Raw genomic sequence first — 12,769 nt, forward strand, 5'->3', positions numbered from 1 at the left:
GGCGCCCGGCCGCGACGCCAGCCGCGACCCCAGCCGCGCCGCGGGCCCGCGGCCCGCCTGCCCCGGCGCGACGACGTCCAGAGCCCGCCGGACTGCCCCTGATCTCGGCGAGCAGCGACTCGGGCAGCCACTCGGCCCACAGCTGCACGTCGCCGAGTTCGGCGAGCAGGTCGTCCGCGGTGGGTCTTTCCGCGGGATTCCCGGCCAGGCAGCGCCGCACCAGCTGCCGCACCCGGTCGGGAACGCGCTCCAGGTCCGGCTCGCCGTGCACGATGCGGTACAGCAGCGCCGGGGTCGCCCCCGCGCCGAACGGCCCCACGCCTGTCGCGGCGAAGGTGAGCACCGCGCCGAGGCTGAACACATCGGCGGGCGGGCCGACGGGGCGGCCCGCCGCCTGCTCTGGCGACATGAACCCCGGGGAGCCGACGACCCAGCCCGCGCTGGTCAGCACGGTGGAGCCGGCGGCCCGCGAGATGCCGAAGTCGATCACCCGTGGCCCGTCGTCGGCGAGCAGCACGTTGGACGGCTTCAGGTCGCGGTGCACCAGGCCCGCCGCGTGGATCGCGCCCAGCCCCTCGGCGAGCCCGCCCGCCAGCGCGAGCACCGAGCGCTCGGGCAGCGGCCCGTGGCCGCGCACCGCGCCGGACAGCGACGGGCCTGGCACGTACGCGGTCGCCAGCCAGGGCACCGGCCCGTCCGCGTCGGCGTCCGCCACCAGCGCGGTGTACAGGCCGTTCACGCTGCGGGCGGCGGCGACCTCGCGCCGGAACCTGTACCGGAATTCGGGGTCCGCGGCCAGCTCGGCGCGGATGACCTTGACCGCCACCGCCCGGCCGCCGGCGGACCGGCCCAGGTACACCTCGCCCATCCCGCCACCGCCAAGCCGCCCGGTCAGCCGGTACGGCCCCATCTGCCGTGGGTCCTGCGGGCGCAGTTCTTCTATCACGGGAAACCCGCCTAGGTAATTTCCGCTCAGGACGCGATGTAAGAGCATTTATACAGAACGGTCCCCGGCGTCTGCTTGCCGGCATGCCGCATCCCTAGCGTGGGAGGGCAATCACGGCCGGTGTGCGCGCGCCAGGCCACTCCCTCGCAAAAGGGCGTCGATTAACGTATCGTTACGACCCCGCGGTGCCCGGGGAAATCCCGGTACGGTAGCCATGCACGCAGCCGGGGCGGCTCGCCCCGGGGGGAGGAGGGCGGGCGCCCGCGACTGGCGCGCCCGGCCCAGGTGATAAGGAGAAAACAGCCGGCCATGGCAGCCACGCTGCACGAGATGTTGCTAGCACCCGAGATCGAACCCCAGGTAATCCTCGATTGCGAAGCGCTGATAAATCACGAAATTTCTGATATGTCCGGCGTCTCAGGGACGGCGGTCAAGCTTGCCTACAAAACCGTGCGCACCTTCTCCGCGGACCACATCCACTACATGGTCTCGACGCTGCTCCCCGGCATGGCCGACCAGCTTCAGCCCTACTGGGCGGACTTCAACGCCGGCGGCGGCGGCTCGTTCGGCGACTACCTCGTCAAGCGCGAGGACGAGGTCAGTGAGTCGCTGCTGTCGATCACCGACGAGCGTGGCCGGAACTCGCAGCGGCCCGTGATCGTGAAGGCCTACAACACCGTGCGCGGGGGTGCCTCCAAGCACGTGAAGGCTGCTCTCCCGCAGGTCGGAGCGCTGGTGGAGAAGTACGCCTGATTCCTTTGAGCGAACGCGACCGGGTACGCCATCGCGGCGAAGGCGGCCGCCTCGATCGGGACCGCACGGGCCGCGAGTCAACGGGCGGCTGCCGGTATCGGGACCTCAAGCGCGAGCACCGGGTACCCGGGCAGGTCGACGCGGCGCACGAGCACCAGGATCGCGTCGCTGCCGAGCGGGCCCGCGGCGACCGCGAACACCTCGATGTTCGTGCCGCGGCCTCCCTTGGTCCCGATCGCCAGGTGAACCTGCGCCACCGTGGCGCCGCCGCGCACGCGCACGACGCGGAGCAGGACGCCGCCCGAGGGGGACGCCATCACCACCGCCGCCAGGCCGCCGCTGACGCCTGCGTAGCCGTCATCGACGTACGGCGGGCTGTCCCCTTCGTTCCGCCCGGTCAGCAGGACGGGCATCGTGTGGGCGCCCGTGCTGTCGTCGCGGCACTCGAGCCCGACGTTGACCACCTCGCAGACCGCTCCCGCGGTCAGCGCGAACGTCTCAAGCTGGCCGCCGAGCTCGGTCCAGCGCGGCTGCCCGGTCGCCGCGTCAAGCGCGAGCACGGTGCTCTCCTCGTCGTCCGGGCCGAGCGCGACCGGCCACGCGTAGGGGCGCGGCAGCCGGCTGGCGAACTCCTGGCCCGCCGGAGGAGACCCGACCTCCCCGGTGAGCAGCAGCAGGTCGCCGTCGCCCGCCGCCGCGGTGACCGCCAGCGACTGGCTGGCGTCCGCGCCAACGGACGGCGACCGCCACGTCCACAGCGCCTTTCCCGTCGCGGGGTCGAGGCGCTGCACGACGACGCGCGACCCGCAGTTGAACGAGACGGCGGCGAGCGCGCCGTCCGCCGCCAGGCCAAGCCCGGAACCGGTCAGCGGGCCGGCCATGTTCCACGGCGGGCAGTCCGCCGGCCGCGGGTCGCGCCAGGCCACCGCCCCGGTCGCGGCGACCCGCGCCGTCACCGTCTCGGCCGGATCCCCGGTCAGCACGAACGTCCCCGACACCGCGATCTGCGGAGACTGGTAGTCGCCGGCGACCGGAACCGCCCATAGCCTCGCGCCGGTCGCGAGGTCCAGGGCGACGTACTCGGAGACGACCGGGTACACCATCGCGGGAGCGCGCCCGACCTCGTGGCCGGCCTCGACGATGACGACGTTCCCGGCCGGCACCAGGCCGAGGATGTCCGGCAGCGACGCGGGCATGGCCGCCGTCCAGGCGGGCGCGCCCGTCGCGGCGCCTATCGCCTCGACTTCGTCTCCGTTGGCTTGCCAGTGGACGCCGAGCAGCAGCCGGCCCGCGAACGCGAAGTCACCCCACGGCGCGCCCTGCCAGAGGGTGCGCACGGCGCCGCTCGCGGGCGCCTGTGTCTTCTCCGGCCCAGGCCCGGCCGGAGTGGTCACGACGGCGGTCGCGGGCGCTGCGGTAGACGGCGCTGCGGGCTGCACCGGGCCGCAGCCCGCCAGCGCCATGACGGCCCCGGCGAGGAGAGTGCCCACCGCAGCACCCCCGTGCCGGACGACCGTCATGCTCCTTGGACGCGGCAACGGCTCTGATGGTTCCCGCCGATCTGCTGCGGCCGGGCGGCCGGGCCGCCAGCGATAATGACCTGATGCGGATCGTGTCAGGCTCGCGGCTTGGTGCTGTGCTCAGCGCGCTGCCCGGCGCTCCCCGGGTGGTGGCCGGCGGGAACTTCGCCACCCCGTGGCATGCGCTGGCCGTGCTCGACACGGCGGTTGCCGAGTACCGGCTGTTCATGCTGAACGCCCAGCCGGGCGTCCCTGACCGGGAAGGGGTCGTCCTCGAGTCGCCGTTCATCGGTCCCGGCATGCGGGGCCTCCCGCGCCTGCTGTACTTTCCCTGCCGCCTGTCGCTGGTGCCGGTCATGCTGGCGGGCACCCTGCCGCCCGACGTCGTCCTCGTGCAGACGTCGCCCCCGGCGGACGGAACGGTATCGCTCGGCACCGAGGTGAACGTGCTGCCGGCGGCGATCGAGGCCGCCCGCGCCCGCGGTGGGCTGGTCATCGCGCAGGTCAGCAGCCACGTGCCCTACACCTACGGGGACGCTGTCGTCTCGGTCGGCGACATCGATTACGGGATCGAGGCCGACGTCCCGCTGCCGTCGCCGCGGCCGCGGCCGCCGCTTGCGGCGTCGGCGGCCATCGGTGACCGGGTGGCCGCCCTAGTGCCCGACGGCGCGGCGCTGCAACTGGGGATCGGCGCGGTTCCCGATGCCGTGCTCGCCGCGCTCACTACCCGGCGCGGGCTGACCGTGTGGTCGGAGATGTTCAGCGACGGCGTGCTCGGCCTGGCGAAGGCCGGCGCGCTGGAAGCAGGCCAGCCGGTCATCGCGTCGTTCGCGTTCGGCAGCGCGGAGCTGTACGGCTGGATGGACCGCAATCCGGGCATCCGCATGCTGCGCACCGAGACGACCAACGACCCGGCGCGAATCGCCCGCCACGCGCGGATGACCTCGGTCAACAGCGCGCTGCAGGTGGACCTGTTCGCGCAGGCCAACGCCAGCCGTGTGCACGGGCTGATCTACTCCGGGTTCGGCGGGCAGACCGACTTCGTGGTCGGCGCGCTGCACTCCCCCGGCGGCAAGGCGATCATCGCCCTGCCCTCCTGGCATCCGAAGGCCGGGGTGTCCACCGTGGTCCCCAGGCTTGCCGGGCCGGTGACCTCGTTCCAGCACAGCTTCATCGTCAGCGACCAGGGAACCGCGACCGTGTGGGGCCACGACGCCTCGGCACAGGCCGAGGCGATCATCACGTCGGTGGCGCACCCGGCGGCCAGGGACGAGTTGCGCGAGGCGGGCCGCGACCTCGGGTTCAGCCTCGGCTGACCGCCCGACCGGCCCTGCCGGCGGCCGCAGACCCCGCCGAAGGGCCCTGATCACCGGGACTTCCGTCCATGGCACGCGCGCAAGCGGCAGCCGACCTTTATGTGCAGGCCACACGATCGCGGACTTTCGAATGGGGCACACGCATGACTACGACACGCCAGCCCGTACCAGGAACAACGCTCTTCGACGGCGACCAGGCCCGGAAGGGCTACGCGCTGAACAAGATGTGCATGTCGTTCAACGACGCCGCCAACCGGGCGGAGTTCGCCGCGGACGAGGACGCGTACTGCGCGCGCTACGGGCTCAGCACGCAGCAGCGCGAGGCGGTCAGGCACAGGAACGTGCTCGAGCTGATCGCCGCGGGCGGCAACATCTACTACCTGGCGAAGTTCGCCGGCATCTTCGGCCTTGACGTCCAGGACATCGGCGCCCAGCAGACCGGGGTCTCCAAGGAGGAATTCAAGGCACGGCTCGTCGCGGAAGGACGATAGGAAATGGCGAAGATAATCGGCTGCGTTACGACCTCGCACGTCCCGGCTATTGCCCGGGCCATAGCCAAGGGCCAGCAGGAAGACCCGTACTGGAAAGAGTGGTTCGACGGGTTCAAGCCGGTGCACCGGTGGCTGGCGCAGGCGAGGCCGGACGTCGCCGTGATCGTCTACAACGACCACGGGCTGAACTTCTTCCTCGACAAGCTGCCGACGTTCGCGATTGGCGCGGCGGCCGAATACCAGAGCGCCGACGAGGGCTGGAACATCCCGACGGTGCTGCCGTTCAGGGGCGACCCGCAGCTGTCGTGGCACGTGATCAACTCCGTCGTCGCCGAGGGCTTCGACATCACGATGTGCCAGGAGATGCTGGTGGATCACGCCCTCTGCAATCCGATGGCGCTGCTGTGGCCAGGCGGCAAGGAGTGGCCGGTGCGCATAGTCCCGGTCGAGATCAACACCGTCCAGTTCCCGCTGCCGTCGGCGGCGCGCTGCTACCGGCTCGGCGAGGCGCTTGGCCGGGCCATCGCCTCCTACCCCGAGGACTTGCGCGTCCTGGTCATGGGAACCGGCGGGCTCTCCCACCAGCTGGACGGCGAGCGTGCCGGGTTCATCAACAAGGCCTTCGACCAGAAGTTCATGGCCAGCCTCACCGCGGACCCGACCTGGGTGACCAGGTACTCGACGATCGAGCTCGTGGAGCAGACCGGCAGCCAGGGCATCGAGCTGCTGCTGTGGCTCACCGCCAGGGCCGCCCTGGGCGCCGGCGCCAGGGCGATCACGGCCAATTACCACATACCGATCTCCAACACCGCGGCCGGGATGATGCTGCTTGAGCCGGCGGCATGACCGCGTAGGGCTTGCCTAAGCGCCCGGCCGCACGGGAGACTTTGGGAAACATATCCCACTTCAGTGCAGAGGTGATACTGGGCGTGGCCGCACAGGACAAGCCGAGGATTTTCCCTGTTGACGATTTCGTCCGGGAGGAGCTTTATCCCGGGTACAAGCCGGCGTTCGGCAGCCAGCCTTTCGTGGCCGGCCCGGTGCGGCCGTTCGGCAAGGCGGACAACGCCCGTTACTGGCTGCGTGACTCGCTGCATTTCAGCGAGGGGATGGTGCCCGCCAGCATCGCCACCCTCGACGACGCCCAGACCTGGGGCGCACAGCTGGGCGCGGAGATCGTCGGGGTGCCGCCGACCCGGGGGTCGGTGAACCGGCTCGCGGGCACGCATGTCTACATCGGCACGATCGACGTCGACACCGACTGGCAGATCCAGTCCCGGGCCGCGCGGTTCGGCGCGTACGTCGGGCCTGTGCTGCAGAACTTCGACAGCTACTGGGCCATGCGGGCAGGCGAGCTGCAGTCGGCCTACGACTACCTGGACAACCTGGACCTCGCCTCGATGGACCCGGGCCAGCTGTGGACGGCGGTGAAGGACGCGTACGCGTTCCACCGCAGGGCGTGGTTCATCCACTTCGAGGTGATGTACGTCCTGACGGCGAACTATCTGGCCTTCTACGCGCTGGCCGAGGAGATCGGGCTGGAAGGCTCGATGGTCTCCGCGTTCCTGTCCGGCCAGCAGACCTTCTACAGCAAGACGGACGAGGAGCTGTGGCGGCTGGCCGGGCGCGCCCGCGAGCTTGACGTCGCCGGGCCGCTGCTGCACGCCGCGCCGGCCGACATGAAGGCCCGGGTTGAAGCGCTCCCGCACGGGCGCACCTGGTGGAACGACTTCGCGGGGTTCCTGTCCGCCTACGGTCAGCGGACCGAGGAGACCTGCCGGGTCGACACGCCGTCCTGGATCGAGGACCCGTCACCCGCGCTGTACGCCATCGGGACCTTCTTGTCCAAGCCGACCGGGTTCGACTTCCACGCGGCGCGCCAGCAGGCGATAGCCGAGCGGGACGAGCAGATCGAGGCGGCGCGGCGCGCCATCAACGGGTCGGACCTGCAGCGCTTCAACGAGGCGCTCGCCAGCAACCTGGCGGCCAACTTCGCCTGGTGGAACGAGGAGCACAACTACCTGATCGACCGGCGGGCGGCGATCCCGGTCCGCCGGGCCAGCCTCGAGCTGGGCAGGCGCCTTGCGGCCGACGGCACGATCGACCAGCCAGACGACGTTTTCTTCCTGTTCAAGCCCGAGCTGTTCGCGGTCATGGAGGGCGGTGACGAACGCTGGCCGGAGCTGGCAGCGAAGATCCCCGACCGGCGCGCGTTCTTCGAGCACTGGAAGCACCGCGGCCCGGAGCTGCCGACCATGCTCGGCACGATTCCCGACACGGTGCCCGACCCGATCATGATCGAGGTCTTCGGCCTGTCCGGGCATTTCCTGCAGACGCTCAGGGACGGGACGGAAGGCGCCACCGAGCTGCGCGGCTTCCCCGCCGCCAAGGGCGTGGCCGAGGGCACCGCCCGGGTGATCACGACCGTGGCGGACATCAGCCAGGTACAGCCGGGCGACATCCTCGTCTGTGGCGGCACGACGACCGAGTGGACCCCCGTCTTCGGCATCATCAAGGCCTGCGTGTGCGACACCGGAGGCAGCCTGACGCACGCGGCGATCGTCAGCCGCGAATACGGCATCCCCTGCGTGGTCGGCACGGCGAAAGCCACGCAGGCCATCAAGACCGGCGACCGCGTCCGGGTGGACGGCCGGGCGGGCACGGTCCAGGTCTTCCCGGCGATCCCGTGACCCCAGTCCTCGACCTCGGCGAGATCCGGATCACCGACATCCCCCGGGTGGGGCCGAAGATGGCACGGCTGGGCCAGCTGGCGTCCGCCGGCTGGCCCGTGCCCGACGGATACGCGGTGCCGGTGGAGGCGCTCGACGGCTGGCTGTCCGCCGCGACCAGGGCCGAGCTGGCGCGGCTGTTCGCGGGCCAGGAGCACGACCCGGCCACGCTCCAGCGGCTTTCTGAGCGGGCGCAGGCCCTCATCCTCGAACAGGAACTGCCTGGGTGGCTGGAGGACGCGGTCCGGCTGGCCCATGAGCGGCTGCGGCAGCGCACGGGCCTGGGAGCCGGGCTGCGGGTCGCGGTGCGGTCGAGCGCCGTCGGCGAGGACGGGGGCAGCGCCAGCTTCGCCGGCCAGTTTGGCACGTACCTCGGCATCAGCGAGGTCGCCGACGTGCTGCACCACATCAGGAAGTGCTGGGCAAGCGGGTACACCCCGCACGCCCTGGAGTACCGCCGTCAGATAGGCAAGAGCCCACTGCACTCCCATGACCTCGCGGTCGGCGTCCTGCAACTGATCGACGTGCGGTCCGCCGGCGTCGTGTTCACGCTGGACCCCGTCACCGGGGACCGCGGCCGACTGGTTGTCGAGGCCAACTGGGGGTTCGGCGAGAGCGTCGTATCCGGGCAGGTGACGCCCGACCACTGGGAAGTCGACCGGGCGAGCGGCCAGATCATCACGCGGCGCGTGGGCGCCAAGCACGAGTGGTCAGTCTTCGAGCCGGCGGCCGGGCGGGTGGTGTTCTCGCCGCTGCCCGCCGGGCTCGCCGGGCAGCCCTGCCTCGACGATGACGAGGTGCGCTACCTGTGCGAGAAGGCGGCCGAGATCGAGCGGCACGAGGGTGTCCCGCAGGACGTCGAGTGGGCGATCGCCCGCGACAGGTCCTTGCCGGGCAGCGTGTTCTTCCTCCAGCACCGCCCGGAGACCACGTGGCTCACGCCAGCCGGGGAGGGCGAGCCGCCGGAGGCGGCGCCCGCGCCACCCGCGCCGCCCGCGGCCCCCGCGGCCGCTGCCAAGCCGTTCGACCCGGTCCAGTACGCGCTGCGCAACGTGTTCAAGGTTCCCGGCGCGTGACCGTTCGGGACACCGCGCAAGCGGCGGCGCGCGCGGGCGGCGCGGTGCTCATGGCGCGACAGCGCGGCGGGGACCTGGAGATCGCCTACAAGGACGCGCGGGCCAACCTGGTCACGGTCGCGGACCGCGAGTCCCAGCAGGCGGTCACCGAGGTCATCAGGCGCGCGTTCCCCGACCACGCGGTCGTCGGGGAGGAGGGCACCACGGGGAACCCCGACACCGAGCACGTCTGGTACGTCGACCCGCTCGACGGGACCACGAACTACGCGCACGGCGTGCCCTTCTACTGCGTGTCGGTCGCGTTGCGCAGCCGTGGCCGGACGGTGGCCGGGGCAGTCTACGACCCGGCGCACGACGAGATGTTCGCGGCCGAACTCGACGGCGGCGCCACCCGCGACGGGCACGCGCTTCGCGTCTCGGCCGTCACCCGGCTCGACCGCGCGCTCGTCGTCGCACAGGCTCAGTCGGTCGACGCCGGGCAGATCCGCGCCTACGCGGCCCTCGTGGAGCGGCTGATGCACGTGGCCGGCGGAGTCCGTTCCTTCGGCTCCCCCGCGCTGGTGCTGTGCGCCATCGCGGCGGGCAGGCTCGAAGCCTACTGCGAGTACGCGATGGACGCCTGGGACGTCGCCGCGGGCCAGCTGATCCTGCAGGAAGCAGGCGGCACGCTGACCCTGTTCGACGGCCGCCCGCACGAGACCGCCGAGCGCGCCGACGTCGTGGCCAGCAACGGGCACATCCACGATGAGCTGATCACCGCATTGAAGGGCCTGTCATGAGCGATTACCAGTACCCGGCCACGCTGCCGGTCACCACCACCGGAGGCTGGGCGCGGCCAGGCTGGTGGGACATCCTCGCGGACGCCGGCAAAGAGGGCCGCTTCGGCCCGGCGGACCGCAGGGAACTCTTCGACGACTACTGTCAGCTGGCGATCTACGACCAGGAACGCGCCGGCCTGGACATCCTCACCGACGGCGAGCACCGCCGGCTTGGCTGGATCGAGGGCATCACCGGCTCGATGCGCGGGATCACCATGCGCCCGTCCCCGCGCAAGCTCGGCGCGATCGGCTGGGACATGCTCCCTGTCTACGAAGTGCAGCAGCCGCTCGACGAGATCAAGTCGATCTGGGACTACGTCAGCGAGTACGAGTTCCTGCGGGCGCGCACGGACCGCCGGCCCAAGATCGGCATGCCGGGCCCGTACGGCATAACGACAGAGCTTGACTTCAGCCCGGTGTACCGCAACCGCCGCGACTGCGCCGAGGCGCTCGTGCCGGCGATCCGCCAGGACATCCTCAACCTGGTGGCGGCCGGGTGCGACTACATCCAGATCGAGGAACCGCTGACGCCCTCGCACGCTGCCGAGGACCGGACGCCGGAGAACCTGGTCGCGGTCATCAACAAGGTCGTCGAAGGGATCACCGGGTGCACGTTCGTCGTGCACATCTGCTTCGGCTCGTTCCGCCGCCTGCCGTACGCCAAGCGCACCTACCGCTGGCTGTTCCCGGCGCTGCTCGACGCCAACGTGCACGGGTTCAGCCTGGAGTTCGGTGCCCGGGAGATGGCCGAGATCGACCTGGTCGGCAAGTGGGACCGCGACCGCATCCTGTCGGCCGGGCTCATCGACATCAAGACCCATTACTCCGAGACGCCGGAAGACATTATCGAGCGTGTCCGCACCTGCCTGGAATACCGGGATCCCGAGCACCTCGAGATATCGACCGATTGCGGGCTCCGCCGGGTGCCGCGATATCTCGCGATCAGCAAGATGTCGGCAGCGGCCGAGGCGGCTCGCAGGCTCCGAGAAAGCGGCTGACGGGCTGCGGTACGCAAATCGTCCTGGACTGTTGACAAGTCAACATCAGGAAAATCACACTTCTTTTACACGCGCAAGGCAGTGCGTGTAAAAGCAGGAGGTCCCACGTGAGTACCACTAGCTCCGCAGCCCGTGGCTCCGCAGCCGGGCTGTTCACCCGCATTCCGACCGACGACTCCCTGCCGCGCTGGCGGGCCTGGGTCGCCACTCACCCGATCGGCAGCTCATTGCTCGCCGGCGCCGTCGCGACCCAGTTCGCCACCGTCTTCGGCATCTGGTTCGGCGGCTTCGGGCTGCCCTCAGTCAACTGGCCGGTGGCCAACGGCGAGCTCATCCTTGGTGTTCCTGTCGGCACCGCGCCGACAGCGGCGGTCTATATCGTCGGTGAACTATCCCACTTCACCGACGGCGTTTTCTTCGCGTTGCTGTTCGCATTGCTCTTCCACCCCCTGGTCCCGCTGCGCAACACCCTGCTCGGTAATCTCATCAAAGCGATTCTGTACGGCACCGTGCTCGCGATCATCAGCGCCGCGTGGTGGGTGCCGGCGGTGTACGTGCCGCACCACGCCGGATTCCTCAGCACCAGCCTCGGCTGGAAGCTGACGTTCGCCATCTTCCTCTGGCACTGGATCTACGGGTACTTCCTCGGCACCGTCTACTGCCCGAAGCCCAGGGATCAGGAGCCCGCGGACCAGGCGCTGAGCTCAGCACCTGAAGCGGAGACGATTCGCGACACCACGACGCCCGCCAGCACGGCGGCCGCGTAATCCGGCGAACGGCCCTGGCCGGCACCGCGTGTGAGCGGGCTGTCCGGCCAGGGCAGTTCCGGCTCAGCGAAGCCGGGCCTGTGCCTCCTTGATGACGCGCTCGGCGGCGGAACGGTCCTGCCAGCCGCGGACGTCGGTGGACTTGCCAGGCTCGAGTTCCTTGTAGATGTCGAAAAAGTGACTGATTTCCGCGGACAGGTACGCCGGCACGTCGCCCAGGTCCCGGACGCCCGCCATGCGCGGGTCGTGGGCGGGCACGGTCAGCACCTTGGCGTCCGGGCCGTGTTCGTCGAGCATCCAGAAGACCGCGACCGGCCGGACGGTCACCAGGCAGCCAGGAAACGTCGGCTCGTCCAGCCAGACGAGCGCGTCCAGGGGGTCGCCGTCTTCGGCGAGCGTGTCGGGGATGAAGCCGTAATCGAGCGGGTAGCGCGTCGAGGTGAACAGCATCCGGTCCAGCCGGATCCGGCCGGTCTCGTGGTCCATCTCGTACTTGTTCCGCGATCCCTGCGGGATCTCAACGATGACCTCAACGTCCATGACCGGCTCCTTCGGCGGGTAACGCGCATGACGCGGGCGCGGATCAGCTAGTGCCCTACCCGCGCGGCACGCAGCTCATGCTATGGGAAGACGGCCTTAAACGTCGGGCCCTGCCGCCATTCTCGCCGCGCCGCGGGGACGTCCGCTCCCCGCTCGCCGCCGGCGGTCGCGTCGCTACCGCGCGGGCAGCCGGAACCGTATCGGCTTAGCCCGCCGCGACCCCAGCCGCCTGATCGCCTCGTGTCCCGGCGGGGTCAGGCACCAGGGGCCGGGCCGAGCGCCCCGGGTGTCGGGGGCGTCCGGGTCACACCAGTCAGGGTCGTCGGCCAGCGTAAACAAATCGGACAGCTTGCCCCGCTCACCGCCGGAGAGCAGCGCTGCGATCGTGCGCATCGACGTCACCTCCTCGCCTTTCATCCACGATATAACGTGAATACGCTCCTGCGCTCGCGCGGACCGTGATCGCAGGCGAATACGCGGGCTCTTCACCGAACGGTTAGCCGCGGGCAACGGCTCGTCAAGCCTGCGGTTGATCCCGGCGGCGACCATGGAGCCTCGGCCGGGCGGGCGTGTCGTCGCGCCGCTCTCGTGGTACCTTGCGGGGGGCAAGCCGGGAAAGGTGCACGATGCCGCGGGCAAAGAACAGGAAGCGGACCTCAGCGTCCGCTCGGGCAGGCGCGGGCGCCCCGGCCAAAGGGGCCAAGCCGGGCGCCCCGGCGGCTCCGGCGGTCCAGGCCACGCCCGCGGCCGCGGATGCGGCGCCCGCGCGGGACCTTCCGGCGGGACTCACCCGGCGGCGTGCGCAAAGCGCCACG

At 70.7% G+C, this 12,769-nt stretch carries 13 protein-coding genes; 9 read left to right on the plus strand and 4 right to left on the minus strand.

From position 1 onward, the window contains the following. A partial coding sequence (locus tag Q1N79_RS13310) for a serine/threonine-protein kinase (protein WP_300608890.1) occupies window positions 1–946 on the minus strand: 946 nt, incomplete at its 3' end. Between the two features lie 405 nt (window positions 947–1,351). Here Q1N79_RS13310 and Q1N79_RS13315 point away from each other — a divergent pair. Then, window positions 1,352–1,699, plus strand: a complete 348-nt coding sequence (locus Q1N79_RS13315; protein ID WP_300608892.1) for a hypothetical protein — start codon at window positions 1,352–1,354, stop codon at window positions 1,697–1,699. Between the two features lie 77 nt (window positions 1,700–1,776). Here the strand turns inward: Q1N79_RS13315 and Q1N79_RS13320 are convergent, their stop codons facing one another. Next, complete coding sequence (locus Q1N79_RS13320; RefSeq protein ID WP_300608894.1) at window positions 1,777–3,219, minus strand: PQQ-binding-like beta-propeller repeat protein; 1,443 nt, start codon at window positions 3,217–3,219, stop codon at window positions 1,777–1,779. An 83-nt stretch (window positions 3,220–3,302) separates the two neighbouring features. On the opposite strand from Q1N79_RS13320, the gene Q1N79_RS13325 reads away from it, so the two are divergent. The 8 genes from Q1N79_RS13325 (at window position 3,303) to Q1N79_RS13360 (ending at window position 11,414) form a co-directional block, all read left to right on the plus strand. After that, window positions 3,303–4,535 carry an acetyl-CoA hydrolase/transferase C-terminal domain-containing protein gene (locus Q1N79_RS13325; RefSeq protein ID WP_300608896.1) on the plus strand — a complete coding sequence of 411 codons (1,233 nt, stop codon included), beginning with the start codon at window positions 3,303–3,305 and terminating at the stop codon, window positions 4,533–4,535. A gap of 143 nt (window positions 4,536–4,678) precedes the next feature. After that, the gene (locus tag Q1N79_RS13330; RefSeq protein ID WP_300608898.1) at window positions 4,679–5,026 is read left to right on the plus strand and encodes a protocatechuate 4,5-dioxygenase subunit alpha; all 348 of its coding nucleotides are present in this window, start codon (window positions 4,679–4,681) and stop codon (window positions 5,024–5,026) included. Window positions 5,027–5,029: 3 nt separating this feature from the next. Further along, a complete protein-coding gene (locus Q1N79_RS13335) occupies window positions 5,030–5,872 on the plus strand; it encodes a class III extradiol dioxygenase family protein (RefSeq protein ID WP_300608900.1) in 843 nt (280 codons plus the stop codon). 83 nt (window positions 5,873–5,955) lie between these two features. Continuing rightward, window positions 5,956–7,716: a PEP-utilizing enzyme gene (locus Q1N79_RS13340; protein ID WP_300608902.1), complete on the plus strand. Its 1,761-nt coding sequence runs from the start codon at window positions 5,956–5,958 to the stop codon at window positions 7,714–7,716. Then, entirely contained in the window at window positions 7,713–8,831 is a 1,119-nt protein-coding gene (locus tag Q1N79_RS13345; RefSeq protein WP_300608904.1) for a PEP/pyruvate-binding domain-containing protein, read from the plus strand. Before Q1N79_RS13340 ends, Q1N79_RS13345 begins: the two co-directional genes overlap by 4 nt. After that, window positions 8,828–9,610 carry an inositol monophosphatase family protein gene (locus Q1N79_RS13350; protein WP_300608906.1) on the plus strand — a complete coding sequence of 261 codons (783 nt, stop codon included), beginning with the start codon at window positions 8,828–8,830 and terminating at the stop codon, window positions 9,608–9,610. The genes Q1N79_RS13345 and Q1N79_RS13350 overlap by 4 nt, the downstream gene beginning before the upstream one ends. Next, window positions 9,607–10,647 (plus strand): cobalamin-independent methionine synthase II family protein, encoded by a 1,041-nt coding sequence (locus Q1N79_RS13355; RefSeq protein ID WP_300608908.1) that lies wholly within the window; start codon window positions 9,607–9,609, stop codon window positions 10,645–10,647. Before Q1N79_RS13350 ends, Q1N79_RS13355 begins: the two co-directional genes overlap by 4 nt. 107 nt (window positions 10,648–10,754) lie before the next feature. Next, window positions 10,755–11,414 carry a hypothetical protein gene (locus tag Q1N79_RS13360; RefSeq protein ID WP_300608910.1) on the plus strand — a complete coding sequence of 220 codons (660 nt, stop codon included), beginning with the start codon at window positions 10,755–10,757 and terminating at the stop codon, window positions 11,412–11,414. A 63-nt stretch (window positions 11,415–11,477) separates the two neighbouring features. Here the strand turns inward: Q1N79_RS13360 and Q1N79_RS13365 are convergent, their stop codons facing one another. After that, entirely contained in the window at window positions 11,478–11,954 is a 477-nt protein-coding gene (locus Q1N79_RS13365) for an inorganic diphosphatase (protein WP_300608912.1), read from the minus strand. Window positions 11,955–12,128: 174 nt separating this feature from the next. Beyond that, window positions 12,129–12,347 (minus strand): hypothetical protein, encoded by a 219-nt coding sequence (locus tag Q1N79_RS13370; protein ID WP_300608914.1) that lies wholly within the window; start codon window positions 12,345–12,347, stop codon window positions 12,129–12,131. Between the last annotated feature and the right edge of the window lie 422 nt (window positions 12,348–12,769).

The organism is Trebonia sp., assembly GCF_030042015.1.
In the GTDB taxonomy this organism is placed as follows: domain Bacteria; phylum Actinomycetota; class Actinomycetes; order Streptosporangiales; family Streptosporangiaceae; genus Trebonia.

Bases quoted from the DNA above. Each gene is read 5' to 3' on its own strand.
- Q1N79_RS13370 (WP_300608914.1), bottom strand. From the start codon at position 12,347: ATGCGCACGATCGCAGCGCTGCTCTCCGGCGGTGAGCGGGGCAAGCTG.
- Q1N79_RS13355 (WP_300608908.1), top strand. From the start codon at position 9,607: ATGAGCGATTACCAGTACCCGGCCACGCTGCCGGTCACCACCACCGGA.
- Q1N79_RS13320 (WP_300608894.1), bottom strand. From the start codon at position 3,219: ATGACGGTCGTCCGGCACGGGGGTGCTGCGGTGGGCACTCTCCTCGCC.
- Q1N79_RS13325 (WP_300608896.1), top strand. From the start codon at position 3,303: ATGCGGATCGTGTCAGGCTCGCGGCTTGGTGCTGTGCTCAGCGCGCTG.
- Q1N79_RS13330 (WP_300608898.1), top strand. From the start codon at position 4,679: ATGACTACGACACGCCAGCCCGTACCAGGAACAACGCTCTTCGACGGC.
- Q1N79_RS13315 (WP_300608892.1), top strand. From the start codon at position 1,352: ATGTCCGGCGTCTCAGGGACGGCGGTCAAGCTTGCCTACAAAACCGTG.
- Q1N79_RS13365 (WP_300608912.1), bottom strand. From the start codon at position 11,954: ATGGACGTTGAGGTCATCGTTGAGATCCCGCAGGGATCGCGGAACAAG.
- Q1N79_RS13335 (WP_300608900.1), top strand. From the start codon at position 5,030: ATGGCGAAGATAATCGGCTGCGTTACGACCTCGCACGTCCCGGCTATT.